18 protein-coding genes and 1 pseudogene are annotated in these 23,062 nt (G+C 48.7%); 7 read left to right on the top strand and 12 right to left on the bottom strand.

The window, feature by feature from the left end; genetic code table 11:
- Window positions 1-18: 18 nt before the first annotated feature.
- The 3 genes from ACJMM9_RS15270 to ACJMM9_RS15280 are packed head-to-tail and all read right to left on the bottom strand — an operon-like array spanning window position 19 to window position 4,160.
- Entirely contained in the window at window positions 19-930 is a 912-nt protein-coding gene (locus ACJMM9_RS15270; protein WP_405328820.1) for a hypothetical protein, read from the bottom strand.
- A gap of 3 nt (window positions 931-933) precedes the next feature.
- Complete coding sequence (locus tag ACJMM9_RS15275; RefSeq protein WP_405328823.1) at window positions 934-3,399, bottom strand: ribonuclease R family protein; 2,466 nt, start codon at window positions 3,397-3,399, stop codon at window positions 934-936.
- A 2-nt stretch (window positions 3,400-3,401) separates the two neighbouring features.
- Window positions 3,402-4,160: a 1-acyl-sn-glycerol-3-phosphate acyltransferase gene (locus ACJMM9_RS15280; RefSeq protein WP_405328826.1), complete on the bottom strand. Its 759-nt coding sequence runs from the start codon at window positions 4,158-4,160 to the stop codon at window positions 3,402-3,404.
- Window positions 4,161-4,325: 165 nt separating this feature from the next.
- Between ACJMM9_RS15280 and ACJMM9_RS15285 the strand changes: the two genes are divergently transcribed.
- Window positions 4,326-5,393: a glucokinase gene (locus ACJMM9_RS15285; protein WP_405328829.1), complete on the top strand. Its 1,068-nt coding sequence runs from the start codon at window positions 4,326-4,328 to the stop codon at window positions 5,391-5,393.
- A gap of 219 nt (window positions 5,394-5,612) precedes the next feature.
- Here ACJMM9_RS15285 and ACJMM9_RS15290 read toward each other — a convergent pair.
- Window positions 5,613-5,853 (bottom strand): annotated as a pseudogene (locus ACJMM9_RS15290) (ORF6N domain-containing protein); the annotation flags it as partial.
- 238 nt (window positions 5,854-6,091) lie between these two features.
- On the opposite strand from ACJMM9_RS15290, the gene ACJMM9_RS15295 reads away from it, so the two are divergent.
- The 4 genes from ACJMM9_RS15295 (at window position 6,092) to ACJMM9_RS15310 (ending at window position 10,964) form a co-directional block, all read left to right on the top strand.
- Window positions 6,092-8,836, top strand: a complete 2,745-nt coding sequence (locus ACJMM9_RS15295) for an AAA domain-containing protein (protein ID WP_405328832.1) — start codon at window positions 6,092-6,094, stop codon at window positions 8,834-8,836.
- A 355-nt stretch (window positions 8,837-9,191) separates the two neighbouring features.
- A complete protein-coding gene (locus tag ACJMM9_RS15300) occupies window positions 9,192-10,220 on the top strand; it encodes a YhcG family protein (protein ID WP_405328835.1) in 1,029 nt (342 codons plus the stop codon).
- Between the two features lie 60 nt (window positions 10,221-10,280).
- Window positions 10,281-10,583, top strand: coding sequence for a winged helix-turn-helix domain-containing protein (locus ACJMM9_RS15305; protein ID WP_405328838.1), 303 nt, complete (start codon window positions 10,281-10,283; stop codon window positions 10,581-10,583).
- A 132-nt stretch (window positions 10,584-10,715) separates the two neighbouring features.
- Complete coding sequence (locus ACJMM9_RS15310; protein WP_405328841.1) at window positions 10,716-10,964, top strand: Fic family protein; 249 nt, start codon at window positions 10,716-10,718, stop codon at window positions 10,962-10,964.
- Here the strand turns inward: ACJMM9_RS15310 and ACJMM9_RS15315 are convergent.
- Window positions 10,955-12,001, bottom strand: coding sequence for a Fic family protein (locus tag ACJMM9_RS15315; protein ID WP_405328844.1), 1,047 nt, complete (start codon window positions 11,999-12,001; stop codon window positions 10,955-10,957). The two genes, ACJMM9_RS15310 and ACJMM9_RS15315, sit on opposite strands and share 10 nt — an antisense overlap.
- A 149-nt stretch (window positions 12,002-12,150) precedes the next feature.
- Here ACJMM9_RS15315 and ACJMM9_RS15320 point away from each other — a divergent pair, with 149 nt between their 5' ends.
- On the top strand, window positions 12,151-12,993 hold the full coding sequence (locus ACJMM9_RS15320) for a 50S ribosomal protein L11 methyltransferase (protein WP_405328847.1): 843 nt from the start codon (window positions 12,151-12,153) through the stop codon (window positions 12,991-12,993).
- A gap of 354 nt (window positions 12,994-13,347) precedes the next feature.
- Here the strand turns inward: ACJMM9_RS15320 and ACJMM9_RS15325 are convergent, their stop codons facing one another.
- The 5 genes from ACJMM9_RS15325 to ACJMM9_RS15345 form a co-directional block, all read right to left on the bottom strand.
- On the bottom strand, window positions 13,348-15,531 hold the full coding sequence (locus ACJMM9_RS15325; protein ID WP_405328850.1) for a YgiQ family radical SAM protein: 2,184 nt from the start codon (window positions 15,529-15,531) through the stop codon (window positions 13,348-13,350).
- Window positions 15,532-15,607: 76 nt separating this feature from the next.
- Window positions 15,608-16,627 carry a fibrobacter succinogenes major paralogous domain-containing protein gene (locus ACJMM9_RS15330; protein WP_405328852.1) on the bottom strand — a complete coding sequence of 340 codons (1,020 nt, stop codon included), beginning with the start codon at window positions 16,625-16,627 and terminating at the stop codon, window positions 15,608-15,610.
- Window positions 16,628-16,684: 57 nt separating this feature from the next.
- Window positions 16,685-17,338 (bottom strand): epoxyqueuosine reductase QueH, encoded by a 654-nt coding sequence (locus ACJMM9_RS15335; RefSeq protein WP_405328855.1) that lies wholly within the window; start codon window positions 17,336-17,338, stop codon window positions 16,685-16,687.
- 46 nt (window positions 17,339-17,384) lie between these two features.
- On the bottom strand, window positions 17,385-17,771 hold the full coding sequence (locus ACJMM9_RS15340; protein ID WP_405328858.1) for a hypothetical protein: 387 nt from the start codon (window positions 17,769-17,771) through the stop codon (window positions 17,385-17,387).
- A gap of 191 nt (window positions 17,772-17,962) precedes the next feature.
- Window positions 17,963-19,318 carry a hypothetical protein gene (locus tag ACJMM9_RS15345; RefSeq protein ID WP_405328860.1) on the bottom strand — a complete coding sequence of 452 codons (1,356 nt, stop codon included), beginning with the start codon at window positions 19,316-19,318 and terminating at the stop codon, window positions 17,963-17,965.
- An 81-nt stretch (window positions 19,319-19,399) separates the two neighbouring features.
- On the opposite strand from ACJMM9_RS15345, the gene rsmG reads away from it, so the two are divergent.
- Window positions 19,400-20,167: a 16S rRNA (guanine(527)-N(7))-methyltransferase RsmG gene (rsmG, locus tag ACJMM9_RS15350; protein ID WP_405328863.1), complete on the top strand. Its 768-nt coding sequence runs from the start codon at window positions 19,400-19,402 to the stop codon at window positions 20,165-20,167.
- A 145-nt stretch (window positions 20,168-20,312) separates the two neighbouring features.
- Here rsmG and ACJMM9_RS15355 read toward each other — a convergent pair whose 3' ends face one another.
- Both ACJMM9_RS15355 and ACJMM9_RS15360 read right to left on the bottom strand, forming a co-directional pair.
- Entirely contained in the window at window positions 20,313-22,436 is a 2,124-nt protein-coding gene (locus ACJMM9_RS15355; RefSeq protein ID WP_303733110.1) for a PorV/PorQ family protein, read from the bottom strand.
- Window positions 22,437-22,473: 37 nt separating this feature from the next.
- On the bottom strand, window positions 22,474-23,037 hold the full coding sequence (locus tag ACJMM9_RS15360; protein ID WP_141099249.1) for a hypothetical protein: 564 nt from the start codon (window positions 23,035-23,037) through the stop codon (window positions 22,474-22,476).
- Window positions 23,038-23,062: the final 25 nt, after the last annotated feature.

Below are 23,062 nucleotides of genomic sequence, written 5' to 3' on the forward strand. Positions count from 1 at the left end.
TTTAACTTTTTCCGCTTTTTATTTTTTCAGCTTGTCAATCAGGCGTTTGGCAGGGTAGCCGACGAGCTGGAAGCCTTTTTCCCAGATGAAATCCTTGATACGCTCGGTTCGGGTTTCGTTGCTCTGGGGGAGCCAGCTCTTGTCAAAGTCTGCGTCTATCCCGGCATTCAGAATGAGGGCGGTGTAGTCCTTGTTGAGCGCGTCGTAGGCGTGATGGCGTACGAAGTGCTTTTTCTCTTCGTAGTTGAAACGGCGTTCCAGAAGCTTGCGCTTCACGAATCCAGCCCCTTGAGCAATGAGTTCGTCGTAGGCGAAGAAAACGGGGCGCTCCGTGTGGTAGAGCGATTCCATGACGACTTCAGCTTCGGTGAATTTTTCGCTCAAGCCGACTTCGAGCTTTCGCGTGACATCGTAGAATTCGGTCTGTTCGGGAGTCTCGAAAATGTGCAAGAAGAACACGCCGAGTGCGGCGGGCTTCATGTACAAGAAGAACGATTGAAGATGCGGCGCAAACTCGTCATTGCTCGTGAGCGAGACGACATCGGCATTGCTGTTTTCGGCGCGTTCAAAGAATTCCTTGAACTTGTTCTTGTAATAGACGATGGAATCGTTGATGAGCAGCAAACGTTCCACGTCGCGCGTGATGACGCCGGGAACGTAGTTGCCGGCTGCGTCTGTGCGGTTTGCTTGCAATTGCAGATAACGTCGCCACATGCCAAAGTCAAATCCGCGATTTTCAGTGAGGAAAAGCTCGATGTGGTTTTCCTTCAAAAAATCGTAGGTGTCGCTTGAAAGCGTTCGGCGATTTGTGAGGAGAACGACCTTGAAGTCGGTCTCCGCGAGATGCTTGAGCGCAAAGCGGACATAGCCGGGGAGGTCTTCCCCGGTTTGGTAACTGGCGTAGAGGGCGACTTTACTGCATGCGTCCATCAACTATCTTCCTCTGCGGCCTCCGCGGCTGCTGCGTCCGCGACCTTTTTCGCTAGACCTGCGTCCGCGCCTTGCTTCGCGCGGCTCGCTTGCCACATGGAATCCTTCATCGAAATCACGGGCACGACCGCCGCGCTTTTCAAAGTCGCGCTTGTCGGAACCGTGTTTTCCACGCTTGTCAGAACGGCGACCTTCATCGAACTCGTCACGGCCCTTGCGGAAACCGCCACGTTCACGAGAATCGCGTCCAGTGCGTTCAAAAATCGGACCGTCGAAATCGCGACGTCCACGGCGACCGCGAGAAACGTATTCCGGTTCGTAATCGTCGTCTTCGTCCGGTTGGCTCACATAGCCGAGTGCTTCGGCGGCCGCAGCGCGGTCAGCGCGTTCATTGAAATTGCGAATGTCGCGTTCGGTATCTTCACGTGTGCGGCGCTTCTTCGGTTCTGGACTCAGCTTTTCGGTGATGCTGAAGTCTGCCTGACCGCGCAACGGGTCAACTCTGAGGAGTTGAACCATCACCTTGTCGCCACGGCGGAAGGTGCGGCCGCTACGCTTGCCAAATGCAAGACCCTGGTCCGGGTTGAACACGTAGAAGTCATCGCCTGCGATATCGCGGTAACGCACAAGACCTTCGGCAATCGGATCGTCGATGGAAACGTAAATGCCCCATTCTTCGATGCCTGTTACATTTGCTTCGAAGCTGTCGCCAATGCGGCTCTTCAAAATCCAGCAGCTGCACACCTTGATGGAAATACGTTCCACCTTCATATTCTTGATTTCATTTGCCGAAATCAAGTCGCAGACTTCAATCACGCTATTCACGCGTTCGGCGTCAATTTCCTTACCCTTGCGGGCGAGTTCACGATGGCACCAAAGGTCGGCATAACGGCGGATCGGCGAAGTGAAGTGGCTGTAATCCTGCCAGTTCAAGGCGAAGTGCCCGAAGCTGTTGCTGTCGTAGTGAGCCTTCTGCATACTGCGCAAAATGCGGTTCGTGAGCGTTTCGTCACCGGCGGCGCGCTTCACCAAGTGCTCGTAAAGCTTGAAGGCTACCGGGTTCAAGTTCGTATCGCCGCTGCGCGGCTTGCCCAAGTCACGCAACATCACCGGAGCGTCCTTGAACAGATCCGGGTACATGTAGTAGAGTTCCATGATGTCCTTCGTGTCCGGAGCTTCATGGATACGGTAAATGCCTTGCAGCTTGCGTTGCTTGAGTTCCTTGGCGCAGCAGTTGTTCGCAATGAGCATGCACTCTTCGACCCAAGAATTGGAATCGTCGTGTTCGCGCGGGAAAATCTTAACCGGTTCACCGTTTTCGTCAAACTTGCAACCGTATTCGGTTGTCTGAAATTCGAGCAAGCCGTCCTTGGTGCGGTTCCTCTTGAGGAGTGCTGTTACTTCAGCAAGAGCCTTGATGGAATCGTCGCCTTCTTCCATCATCTTCACGGCCTGCTGGTACGTGATGCCCTTCGTGATGTTCACGACACTGCGGTGGAAATCCCAACCGAGAACGTTTGCTTCCTTGTCCAAGTCGATCATGCAGGTAAATGCGCAACGGTCCACACCTTCGTGCAAACTGCAAACGCCACTCGAAAGCTTTTCCGGGAGCATCGGCACTGCCGTCCACGGCAAGTATTGCGTGTAGCTTCTTTCAAGAGCTTCTTCGTCGAGGTCAGAACCTTCGGGCACGTAGTAGCTCACGTCGGCGATGTGTACGCCGAGCTTGTAACCGCCACCTGGCTTGCGTTCCACGCTGATCGCATCGTCGTGGTCCATGGCGCCTTCGGGGTCAATGCAGAGAATGTCGAGCTTGCGGTAGTCCACGCGGCCCTTGAAATCCTTTTCGGTCGGGTCCGTAATGGAGGCCACGTACTTTTCAATGGCGGGGCTAAAGCCTTTGGGCAAGTTGCTCTCTTCCATGAACTGTTTCTTGACTTCGTCCCAAGTCACGTTCATGATTTCAGCAGAGCGGTCCACCTTTGCCAAGTAGCTGTGCTTGAGCTTCGGGTGCGGATAAAGCGTGAAGCTGATGGTCTCGCCTTCCTTGCCCGGCGCCTGCCTGCGGTGGCACATCTCGTACACCTTGCCGGTATCGATTTCGGTCACCTGCCATTCTTCGTCACCGGTCTGGTGCAGAATGCCGCGCTTGACGCGTGTGCCGGAATCCTTTTCGGTCTGGCGGCGACTGCGGGCACCCGGACGGCGGTTGTCTTCGACACCCTGCTCTGCCAGTTTCTTGCGGCGCTTCTCGCGCTTGTCTTCGAGCGGTTCACCATCGCCCAATTGATATTCCTTGTGGGCAGAACGCTTGAGAACGCCTCGCTCGATCATGTCGGCGAGGAGCTGCTTAAAAGCCATCTTCTGTTTTTTCGGGAGGCCGAGAGCGCTACGGAGCTGGCTCCCTACCATAGGTTCGTCACGAAGGATTGCAATAATTTGTTCTTCGCTCGGTAATTCCTTAGCCATAATTAAGCCTCCTTGTTTTCTGCGACCGCTTCTTTTGCTGCGGCAAGTTCCGCCTGCTTGTACGGCATAGCGGATTCGATTAAATCGTGGGTCTCGTCGCGGAGATCGGCCATTGGCTTTTCAGCGTAATCTTCATAGCGGATCAGCGGGTGAACGACCATCTCGACGGTGCCGGAATAGACTGCCCACTTGACCTTCGGGAGAATCTTTCCGGTATTGATAAATGTAACTGGTAAAATCGCAAAATGCTGTTCTTTTGCCAAACGGAAAATTCCATTTTGGAACTTGAGCATGTGGCCGTCTTCGGTGCGGTGGCCTTCAGGGAATACCACGATGTTGTAATTGCTTTCGAGGCGCTTCTTGAGGATTTTGCCGAGGCCTGCGTTTTTGCGCGGGTTCTTGTGGATGGGGATGTTGCCGGAGCGGTTCAAAACCCAGCCGAATACGGGAGCCTTCCAGAGGCTTGCCTTAGCCATGAACGAAGCCGTCGTGATGGAGTGCCAGATGACGTTGATGTCCAAAAAGCTCTGGTGGTTGGCGACGATGACGTAGTTGATACCTTGCGGGATGTTTTCTGCGCCCTTGACGGAAACCTTGATGCCAAAAAGCTTGAAAATGATCTTCTGGAATGAAAAAGAGCAAATCTTGGTGCAGTCTTCCCAGTGTCCGCGGATACCGCAATAGAGGGTGTATGGGATGCCTGCGACAACCATAATGGTGAAAACGACGATGTAATAAAAGAGTGCAAGAATAGCGCGCATGGTCTCTGCTTGTTAAAAGTGAATTGTGACCCACTCAATATAAATAGGTCCTTATGGGCTTAATGTATATTTTTTGCGCCGATTGAAACAGTTGTTTTTATTACATGCGTGTAATTATGGGGAAAAAAACTATATTCCTCAACGTAAAACATGGAGTTTTAAATTATGGAAATTAAATGGCTTAATCCCGATGCTAAGTTTGACCGTCTCGTTTTGGCGGGTGATATCGGTGGTACGAATACGAACCTTGGTCTTGTGGGCTACAAGGATGGCAAGTTTACGCTCATTCTCGAAACCGTTTGCCCGAGCCAGTGCATTGAAGGACTCGACACCCCGATCCGTGAAACGCTCAAGGCGGCAATCGAAAACCGCGCGGATTTGAAGCCGTCCCACATTTGCATCAGTGCCGCAGGTCCGGTGGCAAACAACAAGTGCGTCATGACGAACCTCCCGTGGTGCGTCGATGGCGATGCCATCACGAATGCAACCGGCATCCCGACTCTCGTGATTAACGACTTTATGGCCATTAGCTACGGCATCCCGACTCTCGATGTCGATGACCCGAAGCAGATTCTCAAGTTCAAGCACACCGACGGTAGCGATCCGAAGCCGCAGGCTGCCACGAAGGCTGTGATTGGCCCGGGTACGGGCATGGGCGTTGGCTTCCTCGCGTTTGACGGTGAAAAGTACATCCCGGCTTGCTCCGAAGGTGGCCACTCTACGTTTGCTCCGTTCGACAAGGAAACCCAGGACTTCCGCGACTACATGGAAAAGCGCATCGGCACTGTGCCGGGCGTTGAACCGCTCGTCTCTGGCATGGGCCTTGCTCACCTCTATGAATGGTGGCGCGACACGAAGGGCGTACCGCAGAACGATGCCTTCAAGAAGATTGAAGAAACCGATTGGCACGACCGCCCGAAGTACATCAGCCGCGCCAGCGACACCGATCCGGTTGCTGCCGAAATGATGCGCTTGTTCGTGAAGATGCTTGCTCGCTTCGCCAGCGACGCTTGCACGTTGTTCCTTCCGCTCGGTGGTTTCTACCTCGCAGGCGGTACGGTGCAAAAGGACCTCCGCTGGCTCGAACGCGATAACTTGTTCATGACCTGGTTCGAAAAGAACTACAATCCGAACATCCGTCCGCTCTTGAACAAGATCCCGGTGTACCTCATCAAGGATTATAGCATTAGTTTGTACGGTGCTGCTAATGCTAGCTTGAACTTGCAGAAGTAAAAGCTGCTGGAACCGCGCGGCACTAAGTAAACTGCGCGACGTTTGGCTGTGTCATCCTGAGCGGAGGCGCATGCGCCGAAGTCGAAGGATCCAGTAAAATCTTGCAAATTTGTCCTGGCTGCAAAGGCTGGGATTTTTTTGTTGTTAGCAGAGACGCTTTTGTTTTGAACTATCGCAAATTTTGCGAAAGTTGGGATATTTTGCGATAGTTGGGATATCTTTGAGTACCGTCATAAGCATGTAAATGCGTTGTTCTGTGAAGGCGAAAGGAAGTTTTCGAACGCCACCCCAACTTGATATCCGATTTTTGGACATCAAGTTTCCTTTTTTATAAAAATTGTCGAAATTCAACGAATTTTCGAGTTTCATACCCGTAAATCTCTGCCAAATCGGCATCGAGCATGACCTTTAACCCGCGGATGGTGTAGATCTGTGACTTGAGCAGGTTCTCGTCTATCAGGGAAAATTCGGTTTGTCAATGGGCCCGTATGGAGTTTTTTTTTGAAAGGTTATGTCAAACTGCAACACAGGTCATATTTTTATTGGAGATTTGCTAAAAAAGCCGATTTTATCCCTTTCATGATACAAAATTTGGGTATATTTTGTTTATATGTTTAAAATATACATCTGACAATTCCTGATTATCAATGGCCATATAAATGGCAAATAAAGAATATTGAAAATTTGTTATTCTCGTTATGAACCCGCAAAAATTTCTCGTATTAATCAAAGGTGAAATAAAGACGGAAGAGGTTGAATCTCTTTCTTTTGATGGTGCAAGCCGGAAATGTAAGGTTGTTTTTCGTAATGGATGTGCTTACGAATATAGCGCTGGTAATGTTGTCTGTTTAGATAATCCTTGTCTGCATGAGTTCAAAAACCAGAAGATCTCTGTAAATGGTATTGAACTTTACAACATTGAAAATATTTTTGAGTTTTGCGATACTAAAACGAATAAAAAATATTGGCATATTGTTTTCAAAGATAAGGCGAAGACTTATAAATATGACGAGTTGAGGGTTCTGAATGAATCGAAGGATAGTTTTCAAAATACGGTTTTAAATTATTTGAAGGATGTGGCTGCAAACAATCCTTTGCTAGTTCAGGAATTTTGCGAAAACAGCAATAAGAAAGCGGATGCTTCTTTGTTGAAAAAACAATATGATAAAATAAAGGGAATCTACGAAAATGAAGATACTGCGTTATCTCTTTATTTGAAGTCTGGCGTTCAAAAAGACTTGCAACCTACAGAATCGCAAAGCCTTGTTTTTCCATTTGGTTGCAATCTCAGCCAAATCAACGCTGTTCAAAATGCGTTCAAATATACAATTAGCCTAATTCAGGGTCCTCCAGGAACCGGTAAAACTCAGACGATTTTAAATATTCTTGCCAATTTACTGATTCAAGGGAAGACTGCGTTGGTCGTCTCCAACAATAATAGTGCCATAAAGAATGTTCAAGAAAAATTATCCCAATACAAATTGGATTTTCTTTCGGCGATGCTTGGAAAGGATGAAAATAAGTCTTCTTTTATTGAGTCTCAAAAGCCTAGAAAATTGGAGCTTCCCATAGAAAAAAATCGCCCAAGTCTTGCTTCTTGGCGAGAGAACATATTGAAGAAGATTTCCGAAGCTAAGCGGCTTTTTTATGATCAGAATGAGTTGGCTGGTGTAAATGCGGAATTTGAGAATGCGAGAGTAAATTACGAGCATTTCAAGGAATATCTTGATGAACTAGGGGTTTCTGACTACTCTATTGAAAATCGAAATGATTTGAATCAATTCGATATAGAAGCCGTTAGAAGTCAACTGGAATCAAACCTTAAGAATAATCCTTCAAAAAATCGACTTTCCTTTTTTGTTCGTTTTTGGCTGCGTTTTGTTAAGGGGCTTTCTAATTGGAAGTTTCTCAAAAGTGATGCCGCTGCGATTATAGCAAGTCTTGAAAATTACTGTTATATAAATCGATTGGCTGAATACGGATATCGTATCAGGTCTTTGGAAAACTCTGTGAAGGCGAATGAGCGGGCTGCATCTGACTTGCAAAATTTTTCTAAGGCGATTTTGTATGAGAATGTTTTCCGAAAATTTTATTCGCGTAAAGAGCAAACTATTTATAAAAAAGAGGATTTGTATCGTAGGTGGAGAGAATTTCTTAAGGATTATCCAATTGTATTCAGTACTACATTTGCTTCAAAGAGCGCTCTCAGCTCAAATGCTATTTTTGACTATGTTATTATGGATGAATCTTCGCAGGTCGATATTGCTACGGGTGCATTGGCGATTTCCTGTGCTAAGAATGCAGTGATTGTTGGCGACAGCAAACAACTTGAAAAGGTGACGACAAGGGAAGAAAAGGAAAAATATCAAGAAATTTTCGAAAAGCATAAAGTGCCTCAGATGTATAACTGTGCGGATGTGAGTTTCTTGGACTCTATGGGTCGTTTTATTCCCGAAGCTGCGAAAACTTTGTTGAAAGAACATTATCGTTGTCATCCGAAGATTATTGAGTTTTGTAATCAGAAATTTTATGGCAATCAGCTTGTTGTTCTTTCTAACAATACGGAACAGAATCCGTTGGTAATTCATTGGACGGCTCCGACTAGTCGAGAGAATAATGTCAACCAAAAACAGATTGATGCGATCGTTCAGGAAGTTATACCGAGTCTTGGGCCGATGAATGTAGGGATTATTTCTCCTTATAATAAGCAATGTTGTGAATTAAGAAAAGTTATTCATGGCGTTGATATATCTACAATTCATAAGTTTCAGGGCCGTGAAAAGGATTCGATAATTTTTTCGACTGTAGATAATGTTTTAACCGAATTTTCCGGAGATCCGCAGATAATTAATGTGGCTGTTTCAAGAGCAAAGAGCAAGTTTGTTTTGGTTGCCTCTAAGCAGGAACAACCAAAGGGGAGTATTCTTGATGATTTAATTGGTTACATTCAATACAATGCTGGTAAGTCAGTGGATAGCATGGTTTATTCCATTTTTGATGTTTTGTTTAGCCCCAAGTGCTGTACGAATTTTGGTAATTTGGAAAAGATCTCAAAATATCCTTCGGAAAACATAGCTTATGGAATGATTCGCGATGTCTTGAAGAAATGTCCAAGTTTAGATGTTTTTTTTGAGTATCCGATGAACCATCTAATTCGAGATTTTTCAAAAATAGTGGATAATCCGGCATTGCTCAATTATGCCAAGCATTCTTCGACTCATATTGATTTCTTAATTACAAATCGTATTTCGAAAACGCCTGTTTTGGCTATTGAAATTGATGGAGCAAACTTCCATAAGCAAGAATCTGTTCAGGCAGAACGCGATCGTATGAAAGATTGTATACTAGAACGATATGGCATAGATTATTTGAGATTTTCGACCAAGGGCCGCAATGAACGTGAACAACTTGAAAGTAAAATGAAAGCGTATATGGTAAATTAGAAAATCCTTATGTTTTTCACTCCTACTGGCGCTTTTTATTCTAAGGTTTAATTTAAGACTGAAGAAGAGATCGAGATGGTTGTCATTGGTAACTTCAACCTTCTCTTCGGCGACTATTCCATCTTGTTGACGAAAAGCTTGATTTGGATTTCTGGTGGCTAGAATGTAAATTTGCGTGAAACTATAGGTTGTGTAAAATTTCCTACCCCCCCTTGCCACATTTTGCGATATTAGGTACATTAATGCAGCACGTGATTCTCTGTCAAATGGAGAATCGCGTCTTTTTTTTCTGAGATTTCAGAATAGGGGACGCCTCTAACATTAATCAGCCGCAAAAACGGCAAATGGAGGCTATATGAAGTCTAAAGAAGTTATCTCGGCAAAGCTCGTTCAAGATGCCAGGCAAATCATCGAGACTGCGCGGAAAAATGCGGTCAGGAGCGTTGATTTCTGCCGCGTTCAGATGTATTGGAATCTTGGTAAGCGAATTTTCGAAGAAGAACAGCACGGTAAGAAGCGAGCCGATTACGGAGCGTATATCGTTAAATCGCTCGCAGAAAAGCTGGAAGTTGAATATGGGAGCGGGTTTTCTGAGCGGCAAATCAAGTTTTGCAGGCAATTCTACCGCACATACCCAATTGGGAACGCATTGCGTTCCCAATTGAACTGGTCTCAATATCGCATGTTGATTCAGATTTCCGACCCCGATAAACGTGAATATTACGAACTTGAGGCGGTAAACAATTCTTGGAATGGCCGCGAACTTGAACGCCAAATCAACAGCCAGTTGTACGAACGTCTTTTGCTTAGTAACGACAAGGAATCAGTGCTGGCGGTTGCTCGTAAGGAACGCATTCCCGAAACACCGCAGGAAATTATCAAAGATCCCATGGTCTTGGAATTTGTTGGATTGAAAATGAATTCGGTCTTTTATGAAAACGATTTGGAAGGTGCGATTATTTCGCACATCACTGAATTTTTGCTTGAGCTTGGCAAAGGTTTTGCTTTTGTGGCACGGCAGAAGCGAATTATGCTCGAAGACGATGAATTTTTCGTCGATCTAGTTCTTTACAATAGGCTGCTTCGCTGTTTTGTAGTTATCGAAATCAAGACCGGCAAAATTACGCATCAAGATCTCGGACAACTCCAAATGTACGTGAATTATTATGATCGTATCGAAAAGCTTCCTGATGAGAATCCTACTATCGGTATTCTTCTGTGTGCGGGTAAGAATGATTCTGTGGTAAAAATGACTTTGCCCGAAGGCAACAAGACTATCCTCGCTAGTGAATACAAATTGTATTTGCCCACCACAGAGCAACTGGTCAACGAAATCAATGAAGCTAAGGAGCTGGCGAAAAAGCAGGAGGAAAAGCGGGTGTAAATCCGTAAATAGAGGGCTTACTGAGATTGTAATGTGAAAAGCTAAATCATTATTTTTTTTTTGCAGTTAAAAATTTCGTCCGCAAATCTTTCCAACAGGATTAATGTAACCCCGTTTGAATTGAATGAAGGACAACCGACTGTAAACCCGACTGTAAAGGCTACAATAAAACAGACTGATAGTCAAAAGAAAATTCTTGAGATAATCTTGAGTAATCCGAGAATTAATCAAGCTGAAATTGCTGAACAGCTAAATCTTCATCGTGTGTCTGTTGCTAAAAGTATGTCAAAACTACAGAAAGAGGGTGTTCTGAAACGTGTCGGCAGCAATAAAAACGGATACTGGGAAATAGTTGAGAAATAACTTTAATATTCGGGGGAACCGAGCAGAGAACCGGCAAAAAACGCCTGTCAATTCTCGGATCCGCTAGCATTCTTCAGCCGAATCTTACTGACCCGACAAGTACCCGACAAGTTGCCGTCAAGTAAAGCGCGAATGCAAGATAAACTCCATTCTGATAACCCAAACATCATGAAGCTTATAGGGGTTATTGGCGAACAAAGCCTGTCTGTTAAAGAAATGATGGCCGCGATAGAATTAAAAGATCGTGAAAATTTTTTGAATCTTTACCTATCCCCGGCAATAAATGAGGGCTTCGTCAAAATGCTATACCCTAATTCGCCTCGGCATCCTCGTCAAAAGTATTTACTCACGGCGAAGGGCGTTGCTGCTTATCAGGAATGACTATCGACAAGGCGGTATCGCATGCTGCGGCCACCTTTTTTGTTTGTCTCGAGGATTCCTTTGTCCATGAGGCTCTGGATTTCGCGGAGGGCGGTGTCGTGGCTTGCGTTGAATAGGGCAGCGGCTTCTTTGGCGGTGAAAGGCTGCGCGAGGTGGCCTGCCATGATTTCGTCGATGAGCTGTTGCTCGCGGGCGCTGAATGTGTCATTTGCGTGGGCGCTGCGGAACTGGATGCGACTGATTTCAGAGGCGAAAAGTTGTTCGCTATCCTTGATTGCATCACGCATCATTTGCAGGAACCATAAAATCCACTCGGTGAGGTCACCACTTGCGGCTTGCGTACGGGCGAGAATCTTGAAGTAGTCGCTTTTATGGATGTTGATTTGTTTGTTCAGCGCGTATTGGCAATGCGTCGTGCCTTCGGTGCGGGCGAGTTGCATCGCTGTGATGGCACGGGCGAGTCTGCCGTTGGCGTCGGCGAAGGGGCGGATTGTGATGAACCAGAAATGTGCAATTGCGGCTTTAATCACCCCGTCTATATTTGCACTTTCAAACCACGATAAAAAGTTTTCCATTTCGCTTTGGAGGCGTTCCGGGTTCGGGCCTACAAAATGGAGTTGTTTTTCGTCGATGGTCGTTTGCACTTCGCTCGGGACTTCGCGGAACTTTAAGACTTTGTTCTGGCCCATCGCGGAATGCCAGTTGAAAATTCGTTCTTCGGTGAGGGGCTGCGAGGCGTTTTGGATGGCGCCTAGATAATTTTTGATGAAGTTTTGCGAACCCTTGCTTTTGAGTTCCACTTCGGCAAGTGTGTTCGTGGGATCGAGCGTGTAGCCGTCGATGGCGTAATTCGCGACGATGTCTTCGGCGAGGAGCTTGGTTTCGACATCCTTCAATCCGCAGATTTGCATGATTCCGATGAGCTTGCCTTCTTCAAGGCGTGTCTGCCCAAGCGCTTGGAGCACCTTGGGAGAATCGAAGCGGAACCGCGTCCAGTCTGGAAATTGGTGGATGTAAAGCATGTTGGTTTTCGGCACGTTCGTCATTCTGAGGCGAAAGCCGAAGAATCCAGTTGCTTTTAAAAATTTACTGGATCCTTCGCGTTGCTCAGGATGACTTGTGGTAAAATATATCACTTTTTCAAGAGCTGTATTTTACGCGCCCTTAATTTTCATAAATTTAAACTATGCAGAAAATTGATACTTGGTACAAGGCTGAGGGCAACTGCCCCGATGAAGAATATGAAATTGCAAGCTACCTGCTTTTTGAGGCGGGTGTTGCGACGCTCGAAGAACTCGACCCGGTGACTGCTGGTCGCACGGAGTTCTGTTTTTACACGGGCGACAAGGCGGAACGCGACCGCATCGTGGCGGAATTTCCGCAGTACAATTTCAAGGTCACCGAAGAGCCTGCAAAGGATTGGGACAAGTGGTGGCGTGACCGCGCACAGCCGGTGGCTGTGAGCGAGCACCTTTGGGTGCGTCCTCCTTGGGTGGAGTTCACGCCGGAAGATCCTGACGCGGTTGTCTTGGAACTTGAGGCAAAGACTGCATTTGGAACGGGCGAACACGAGACGACGAGTAGCTGTGCCGCATTGATGGAAAATATTGATTTTAACGGCAAGACGGTTCTCGACATCGGTACGGGTACGGGCATCTTGGCGATGTTTGCACGTCGCAAGGGCGCAAGCCTTGCTGTGGGTACGGAAATCGACCCGCTCACGATTCCCTGTATTGCGGAAAACTTTGAACGCAATGGCTTTGGTGAAAGCGACTGCGTTCTCGGATTCCTGGATGCGTTCAAGGATGGAACGAAATTTGACGTGATTCTCTGCAATATGATCCGCAGCGAACTTTGGCCGCTTCGTGATGATATCGAAGATTTGCTCGCCGAAGGTGGCGAACTGATTATCAGCGGTCAGCTCGAAGTAGAAAAGGATTACATCCTCAAGTGGTTTGAAGAAGCCGGCTTCAAAGTCTCCGTCGAACGTACAAAAGGCGAATGGTGGAGTGTACTTGCACACTCCTAAATGAGCCGTAAAGGCGACAAACGCGTAAGGTGAGTATGTCCCGAGGCGAGTGAAGTGACATCGCTTGCGATGTCATTGCCGAGCCGTTTGACGAGACGCGAAGCGTCAACGTTGCAGCCGAGCTCGCTTGGCTATAACCGAGCCGCGCGTTTGGCAAAATCACAAAGTGATTTTGCAATGGTGGAGTGTGCTTGCGCACTCCTAATTAATCGTAGACGATAAACGCTTAATTTTAATTTGTCATGCCGGCCGTTGTGCCGGCATTGCTATTTTTACTGGATCTGTGACTGGATCCTTCGTCGTTCCACTCCTCAGGATGACGGTCCAGCGGCAGTCTCGGCGGCGGTCTCACCGTCACTTCTTAAATGTCGGTTTCTTGAATCCCTTGCCGTGTGAGCGGCGGCTGGCGAGGTTTATCTCGCCGCTGTTGAAACGGTTCTTGTCTTCGATATTGCGGTATTCGCGGAACGGCGCTTTCTGCTGGTTCCCGCGACGGTCTTCAAAATGGCGGTCATCCCGATGGAAGTCGCGGCGACTCTCGCTAAAGCGGTCGTGATTCTCGCGCGGTTCGTACCCGTCATCTCTCCAGCGGTTCTTGACTTTCTCTTTTTTCGGGCGTAACGCGTTCGTACGTTCATCGCGCTTTTGCATTTCGCGATTGCGGAAATCTTCGTTCTGTTCGCGTTCCTTGCTCGGGAAGTATTCCTTGCCTTCGGCCATTGCAGTACGGCTCAGCAGTAAGCGGCTGACCTTACCCATCTTGAGGCGTTCCAGAACTTCGCGCAAGTGCGGACGGTTTGCCGGAATGTACCAGAAGAAGAACTGCTTCTGGTTTGCTTTTTCTTCGGGCGTTTTCGCGACAAAGAGCGGCTTTCCGTCCGGCGTCATTTCGGCGTAGAACATCTCGGTCGCAATGGTCATCGGTGTTGGCGTAAAGTCTTGAACTTGTTCCAACTGGAAACCCAATTGCTTTGTTTCGAGTGCAAGTTCAGCCATGTCGGCTTCGGTGCATCCCGGATGGCTGCTGATAAAGTACGGAATCAGCTGTTGCTTTTTGCCGATGCGCTTACATTCGTCGTCAAAGAATTCCTTGAACTTGTGGAACAGCGTAAAGCTCGGCTTGCGCATCAGTTTCAGCACGGCGTCGCTCGTGTGTTCGGGCGCAACTTTCAAGCGGCCGCTCACGTGATAGTCAATGAGTTCGCGGGCGTATTCTTCGTGGTCTTTGCGGAGTTCTTCGTCATCCGTCTCCTGCAAGAGCATGTCGTAACGGACTCCACTTCCGATGAACAGGTGCTTCACTTTCGGATGGTTACGTACTTCGCGATAAAGGCTCAAGATTTCGGCGTGGTGCGTATCCATGTTGTCACAAATCTTGGGTGTGAGGCAGCTTGCTCGGGCACACTTTTGGCAACGGCTTGGATCGCGGCCACGCATGTTGTACATGTTCGCGCTGGGGCCGCCGAGGTCCGTAATTGTTCCGGCAAAGCCTTCCATCTGCGTCACGATTTCGACTTCGCGCAAAATGCTTTCGCGGCTACGGCTTGCGATGAACTTGCCCTGGTGTGCGTTGATGGCGCAGAAACTGCAACCGCCAAAACAGCCACGATGCGTGTTGATGCTGAACTTGATCATGTCGAATGCCGGAATGTTGCCGCGCTTTTTGTAACGCGGGTGCGGTTCGCGGGCGTAAGGGTATTCGAAGCTTTCGTCGAGTTCGCCGTATTCGAGCGGCGGGTACGCAGGGTTAATCACCACGGTCTGTTCTGCGACATCTTGCAGAATGCGGTGCTGGAACCACTTGTTACATTCGATGTCCACCCTGCGGCAGTTCTCGATTTGGTTCCTCTTGCTTTCCAAGCATTCTTCGTAGCTGTACAAACGCAAGTCTTCCCACTTGCTGTTCTTCGGGACGTTCCCCTTGGGCGCCAAGTAGGCTGTTTGCGGAACGGAATTCAGGCTCGAGAACGGAACGCCTTTTTTGAGCAAACGAACGATTTCTTTCAGCGGCTTTTCGCCCATGCCGTAAACGAGAATGTCTGCCTGCGTATCGAACAGAATGCTCGGCTTGAGTTTGTTGCTCCAGTAGTCGTAATGCGTCACGCGGCGCAAGCTCGATTCGAGTCCGCCAATGAGCAGCGGCACATCGGGGTAGAGCTTCTTCAAAATTTTTGCGTATGTGTATGTTGCATAATCGGGGCGGAATCCGGCCTTGTTCCCCGGCGTAAAGGCGTCGTCACTGCGGAGGCGCTTGGCGGCGGTGTAGTGGTTCACCATCGAATCCATGCCGCTTGAAATCGCAAAGAAAAGTCTCGGCGTTCCAAGCTTCTTGAAATCGCGCAAGTCGTCGCGCCAGTTCGGCTGCGGCAAAATCGCCACGCGCAAACCCTCATGTTCCAAAAGTCGTCCGACAACCGCATGCCCAAAGCAAGGGTGGTCCACGTAAGCGTCGGCGCTGATGATGATCACGTCAACGTAATCCCAACCGAGTTCGTCCAGGTCTTCTTTGCAAATGGGTAAAAATCGAGGATCGTACATAATGGAACTTATGGGGTTAAAAAGTTTATAAACCTAAAGATAGAAAACGCGAGTGCGGACGAAATTTATTTTCGTCTTACTCTGCGGCGCCTTTGACGCAACGGACGGATAGCCCGGAGTTTGGTCTTGTCAATACGAATCTTGTGTAATCTTCGTTATATTCAAATATGACTAATGTTGCGAGTGATTCAGATTCATATTGTGTTGTTGAGGCCCACAGGTAGCCTGTTATACCCTTGTACATGAATTTCCCTGAGTTTACGATCCCTGCGGCAACGATGGAAAATCCGTATTCGTTGGTGTTTTCGAAATTGCCTTCCCAGCTGTCAATTGCTTTCAGCGATGTCCCTGCGCAACGGTATATGGGTGGATTTCCGTCTTTTATCACAATATCGCAAGAGTGCTCTGCGATGAGTTCCTGCCATTCATCTTCAGTGGGTAAATGCCAACCTTCAGGACAAACTTTTTTAGCCGCTTCCCAAGTGTAGAGCCTACCGAATTTTTTGCAGTTTCCAGGTTCGTTGTCGTAACACCAGCTGGTTATATCGTTGTTTTCTTCGGTCTCGATTTTATAGTTCATGTTTTGCGCGGTCCACACGTGGTTACTGATGACGAGGGTGCGGTAAACCTGGTTGTCGCGCGTGTCTAAAAATTCGCCATAAGAAATGTCCGGATTCAAGTATTCCATGGTGACGCAGTCGTGCTCTTCGCAATCGTAAAAGCGGAGTTCTGCGCTGGACTTTGGCATCTCGGAACTAGAACTTTCAGCGATGCTTGAACTGGATTCGGGCTGTTTCGAACTGGATGATGTTGTCTGTGAACTGGACGATTTCGGGGCGGACTCTGAATTGCTTGATGTTTTTGTCTTGCTGGAAGAAGATTTCGCGTTATCGGATGATGAAACTTTAATTTCGACGTGATTGGAAAAATAAATGTTCTTCTTGTTTGAACGGAAAAATGAGCTGGAAGAACTTTCGCTTGAAGAATCGACAATGATCTCGATGACTCTAATGGAACTTGAAGTCCTGTCTTCGTCGTGCGCATTGGTTGTACTATCGCTGCAAGCACTTGCGACGATTCCCCCGAAAAAAGCCAATACGTATAACCAGATCTTGATCATCCTATAAAAGTATATATAATTGCGCTTCAAATGTCACGCTTTTTTGTTGGCTTCGCGTTCCTCCGTTTCGCGCATGGAGTAGACGCACCCGCAGAAATTCTGGCGGTAGAGGTTGTATTCGTGCGACAGCTGTATGGAACGCTTGTAGCCGCCCTTCTTCTTGAAATCGCTCGGGAGTCGCTTGATGCCGTAAATATCGCACTGTTCCTGCACCACCTCGTTGAGCACCTGGGCGTCTTTCATCGGGCTTATCGTGAGCGTTGTCGTGAAGTAGTCGCAGTTTAGTTCTTTCGCGAGTTTCGCCGATTCTGCAAGGCGCAGTTCAAAGCACTTGCGGCAGCGCTTGCCCCCTTCGGGTTCTTTCTCAAGCCCGCGGGCGACATCGTAAAATTTTTTCGGGTCGTATTCGCCCTCGACAAGTGTAACGGGATACTTTGTCTTGAACTCGGCGACGAAACGCTTGATCTCGTTTACGCGATGCTGGTATTCCTCGGCAGGAGCGATGTTCGGGTTGTAATAGAAAAGAGTTATCTTGAAGTACTGCGAAAGGTATTCGATCGTGTAGCTGCTGCACGGCGCACAGCAGGCATGTAACAAGAGCGTCGGCACTTCTCCCGTGCGTTCTAGCCTGCGGATGATGCGGTCTAAATCGACCTGGTAATTGTGCTTTGGTGCAACCTTATCCATTTTTCTCTAGTCTCTCGTCTGTAGCCACGAAGTGGCGTTCTCTCGTCTAAATCGTCCCCACTGCGGTAATCCAGAAGCAAATGGTCGATGCGGCGGCGAGCGGCCCCATCACATGGCGTTCTTTCGCACTTAAGCTAAAAAAAACCGTTGCAGTGTAAAAAGTCAGGTAAACAGCAAAGAAAAAGGCGAGGATGCGCACAATCCCGAACGGAATTGTTTCCGGAAGCACATGCCCTGCGCTCAGGAGCGTAAAAAGTGCCACGAATTGCATAATAATTGGCATTATGAATGCCCGGCGGACTTCCTGCGGAACGACTTTGTGGCGGCCGTTCATGGCGTACATTCCGAGCGGCGCACCGAGCGCAAGCGCGATGTTTAATGCGATGGATGGCAGAAAAAAGACAGATCCGATGATAGCTGCGATATAGAACATACCATTAAAATAAAAAAATACAATAAAAAAAGGACTCCTTCAGGCAAAGGAGGTAACCTAAAGGAGTCTGAGAGTGTTTGGGTACTATAAATTATAGATTTCTTCAGGTCTCTAAATGGGAATAATTTTAAAAATAGTGGTTACAGGAGTGTCCAGACTTGTTGGACGGTGAATTGATGGGAATAAATGTCTCATTTTTTCAGAAAAAATTGGATATGTGCGAAATTTGGCTTGAATGGTTTAGTTTTTGTCTTTTTAAATGCGAATACAAAGTTGCAGCCGAGCGTTTCTCCGTCGAATTTGATCTCGTTTTGGACTGAAATGGCTTTAGCAGGGCTTGTTTCGGGCAATGAAAGAGAGAGTCTGGCGAAAGCGCTTTTGGTGCGGTAGGCTGCTCCGAACTCGATTCTTGGCGGTTTAAAATGGTGATTGTGGCGCAGTAATAAACTGGCATTGAACGAGAACGGTTCCCATGCAGATGTAATGATGCTTTTCCATTCGGTGTTGCTACAGTTGTCGCTTGCTTCGCGGCAAGTTACGCTAAGGCTTGGGCGTAAACGTTCTGGGCCGGATTCTAATGAAAGCTTGAATCGGGCGCTAATGGAGTCTGTGGCGACGGGACTCAGAATTCTTGCCTTGAAGGAGAGGCTTGTATTGTATGTAGGCCACTTTGCATTCACGGTTTGCGATGCCCAGAACCAGTTTTCGGCGATGCCCTTGCTCAGGTTCAGCCCTTGCGGAATGCTGTCGCCGTGGATATAGGCGGTTGTTTTCCATGAAAGGTGCGTTTGTTCACTTTGTAATTGGATTTTTACGAGTGGGCGGTCTTGTCCGAATTGATACCAAGTGGATATTTGTCCGAGCATCGTGCGTAATTGGACGGCCAAGGCGCCTGCATCGGGAAACTTCCAGAATGTGGCGCGAATTTCGTTGGATCGGTTCGCTTGGAATGCCATTTGCGCGTTGAACGTCCTTGCGCTGTCGAGAAATGTTCCTAGTTTAAATTTGCCAATGGGGAAGAGGAGAGCGGTTCCCCATAATGTATCGACTGGAATGTGGCTGTGAAATTCCGACGTGGAAACTTGTCCGAAATGCGCTTCGAATCCGTCACGCCGGTAAGACAGGAGTTCCTGCGATCCAAGGTGCAATTTGAAGTAGTAAAACTGGAGCTGTAGTTCTTCGCGGTGGCTTTTCAGGTGCCCATCGGAATCGTATCTGCCTTTCCAGAATATGCGCCCATGCGGAATGACTGAAGGACTGTGTGGCGACTTGCCTTGTTTGGCTTTGGGCTTGGTGGCGCATGGTTCTTGGGCGTATACTTCAGCGAGCAGGCAGGCTTCGCTGTAGTTTTCTTCTTCAAGTCTTGAAAAAATTTCGTCTGCTTCCGCGGGGGTGATGATGCCGTCGTCCCACCATTCAAAAACTTGCGAAACGTCAAAGGGCGCCTGCGCAAAATCCTCCGCTGAGGATGCCGGGCCGTTTTCTTGTGCAGACGTTGCCGAAGCAGTAATTAAAGTGAACGTCAAAAAGAGAAGTAATTTTTTCAATAGGAGCCTCCACTATATATACACGCACGAGCGAAGAAGTTGACCCCTATTTTTATTGCAAAACTTTTCTAACTTTTGGCTATGGCAAATTCATCTTGGTCAAAGAATTCCAAACCCCGCAGTGGCGCCAGCGCGCTTGGCAAGGACTTTATCCCGCACATGAAAGCTCCGCGCACCGAATTTCCGCTTTTTAACGGAAAACGTGTCACTCCCTCGCTTGCTGGACTCGACAAGCTCTTGCATTACTACGGTGTGGAACTCCAGGAGCCGACGCTCAAGCAGATTTGGGAATTCCACCAGCTGCTCCGTGCGAACAATGACGATCAGGATTTGACACGCCTCAATGCCTTTGAAACGATGGTGGAGCGCCATTATGCCGACTGTACGCTCATCAACGCTTACGTGCCAAAGTGGCCCGCCCGCATGATCGATGTCGGCAGTGGTGCCGGTTTCCCGGGAATCCCGCTCAAGATTGTGAATCCGTCGATTCGGCTTACGCTTTGCGAACCGCGTCCGAACCGCATCAACTTTTTGAACATGGTCATCGAAAAGATGGGACTCAAGGGAATTGACGTGTTCGGCCATAAGGTCACGAGCCGCAGCATGACGATCCCTGTCGATGGCGTGATTAGCCGCGCTTTTGAACTCATGGAAAAGACGCTTCCGCGCATCGCGAATTCCCTCAAGGTGGGCGGTCGCGTGTACTTCATGAAAGGCCCTGCTGTAGCGGACGAACTCAAGACGTTCTACCCTGAGGCTTTCGGCTACAAGTTTGTCGGGAAGCATTTTTACACCATCCCGAACAGCACTCAGGACCGTGCTCTGATTATTCTCGAACGCGAAGAATAAAGCAGTTATTTGGACGATGATGACATTTGAATAAAAAAGCCAGGTTTATCACCTGGCTTTTTTCGTTGCTAAAAAAGATGCCCGCTATCGCGGGCATGACAAGTTTTTACTAATGACCAGTGACTAATGACTGATAACTAGCCGCTTAGAACTTGAACAGCATTCCAAAGCGCATCTGTCCATCGCGAACGCCATCGGCACGGCCTACGTTCTTGATGGTAGCCCAGTCGAACTGCAAAACGTCGGAGAGCATCACGCCCACGCCGAAGTCCACTTCGTTGCGCTTGCCCATGCGGTCGTACAGATAACCTAAGCGAAGAGCAATGGTGTTGGAATAGATGAATTCCGTACCGACGTTGAACACGCCCTGAAGGAAGGAATTCGTATCATCGTCTGGGTCAAAGAGGTCTTTCCAGCAGGCAATGTAGAATGGTTCAGGATTGCCTTTGTCGTCGTCAATCACGACTTCGCGGTTGTAGTCGAATGCGACCGTCCACTTGTAGTCCGCCATGCTAAGAATTTCATAAGAAAGTCCGAGACGCCAGGTCAAGGGGATCGGGTCTTCGATGGTCTTGTCCACGTAGTACACGCTCGGACCGATGTTTGCAAGGACCAATGCGAAATTCAGTTTCGGGATGAACAGGTTCTTCTTCAAGACGCCGATATCGAATGCATAACCGAACGTGGTCGCTTCTTCTTCGCCTGCTGAAGCGCCGGAACTCAAGTCGGAATAGAAGAACTTGATCGAGAGGCCGAGGCCCCAGTCGTTCGGGAAGCGGGTGCCATAGCTTACGCCACCGACGATTTCAGAACTGTTGTAAGCTACGAGATCATCGGCATCGAGGTCGCCAGAGACAACGGTCGAACCGAACGAGACGAAGTTCACATGCACACCGAGCGTTCCCCAGTCGTTGAGAGGAATGGTCATGCCGCCGTAAAGGTGGTAAAGGTCAGGGATGTTGAGGACCGGCAAAAGCTTTTCGTAGAAGGCCGTGAGCTGGTAGTCGGCGTCCTTGTACTGTTCCATGCCGTTTGCCGTACTGAACCACACGTCGTTGCCTTCAGGGAGGACTGCCCAGACCTTGTTGGTCGAAAGGCCATTGCCCTGGTGGTAGTGCATCCATTCGTCATCGCGTTTCGTGATTTCGGGATCTTCCTTGGAGCTGCGTTCGAGTTCCGCCTTACGACCGCTTGCCGTGGCGTAGTCTGGCAGGTGGCGCCAGACGCCGAGGTCGGTTGCGATCCAGATGGCGCCCTTGCGGTCCACAGAGACGTCGTTTACGGTGTTGTTCGCGAATTGCACCTGTTCCCACTTGCGGAGCGTGAAGTGCGAGAGACCGCCCTTGTGCGTTGCCCAGACGTGGTCCGAGCTATCGACGGCGAGGGCTGTCGGATTTAGGTCCATGATGCCGTCTTCCTGGTTGAACAGGCTCCAGCGGTCTTTGTCGTTTGCGCTCTTTTTCGGAGTGAGGCGGGCAACGCCTGCTCCATCGACTGCCACGTAAAGTTCCTTTCGATTTTCAGACCACACGAGAGCGTTGATCTTCTGGCTCGGGAGAACCTTGCCCTTCTGTTCGAAGGCGCCGTTGCGGTAGACGAAAAGTCCATTGTCCGTGCCGATCCAGAGGGAGGCACCTTGCTTGGCTAGTGCCGTGATGCGGCGTTCGCCGAGTTCTGATTCAAAGGACTTCCAGCTCTTGCCGTCAAAGCGGTAGAGGCCCTTCGGGGTACCGACCCAGAGCTTTTCGGTGAGGCTTTCGTAGAGGATTGCCGTGATGGTGTCCTTGACGACCAAGTCCCAAGGCATTTTTACTTCGACCACATGCGATTCGTCATCGGCGTTCTTCACGTCGTTAAAGGCTTTCACGATACGGGTGTATTCGTCGAGACCGCGTTCGGAACCGACGTACGTGCGTACGGCGTCCTTGATCTTGGCGGTGCCCTGCAAGGTGACGGAGTAGTAGTTGACCCACTGTTCGCCGTCGAACTTGAGAATGCCCTGGGTCGTGCCTGCCCAAAGTTCGCTCTTGTCGAAAAATCCGTTTTTGGAACGGGATGCCATGTGCGTAAAGAACGGGGTCTTCTTTGCATCTGCCTTGTAGGAACTGCGCCATTCGTCGGCGAGCGGTCCGAATGCAAGCCCTGCCGGGTTGTAATACATGGCGGTTGCGTCATCGGCAAGTGCGGCTCCGACTTCGCCCATACCTAGCTGGCGGGCGCCAACGGGCATTTGAAGGGTGATGATGGCCGAACCTGTGGCGAGCGCCATGGCAGGTGCCAAAAGAATAGCTGATAATAATGACTTACTACGCAAGTTGCCTCCAATCCGGGACGTTGTAAGTGTTTCCGTGTGTCGGGATGACTGCCTTCCATCCTGATTTGCTCGGGTTTTCCCAAGGTTGTTTCGGTAGAAGTTTGCAGTCACAGCCCAAAACATAGGGGGGTAAGATTTCCGCGTGATTGCGAATCTGTTCGCGGGTGATGAAATTTTCCTCACTGACGAATTTACAATAATTCTTGCCTTTGGGACCAATAACAATTCTGTAAGTTGCGACGCCTTGCTTGTCCCCTTCGTCAATAGTCCTGATAGTTTCTTCGAGCGTCTTGTTCCACTGCTCGATGTAAGCTTGTCTTTGCTCCGGCGTGAGTGGCTGCGTTTCGAGCCATGCCCTGATCGATGCTTCGGAAGGCTTTACGGCGGTGAGCGTCTCGCGGGCGGGCCGTCCGATGGCGGCGTATTGCCCCGATACGTCGATAATTGGTTTTGCCGTTTCTTTTTCGTCGGTATTGTGTGTGCCCACGTAAATTCCGATTCCGGCGAGGACGATGGACAATAGCACAATCGCTATGACGATGATGATTGATAGCATATTTAAATCCGTTTACGATAAATCC

The organism is Fibrobacter sp. (assembly GCF_045112255.1).
Taxonomy (GTDB): Bacteria; Fibrobacterota; Fibrobacteria; order Fibrobacterales; family Fibrobacteraceae; genus Fibrobacter.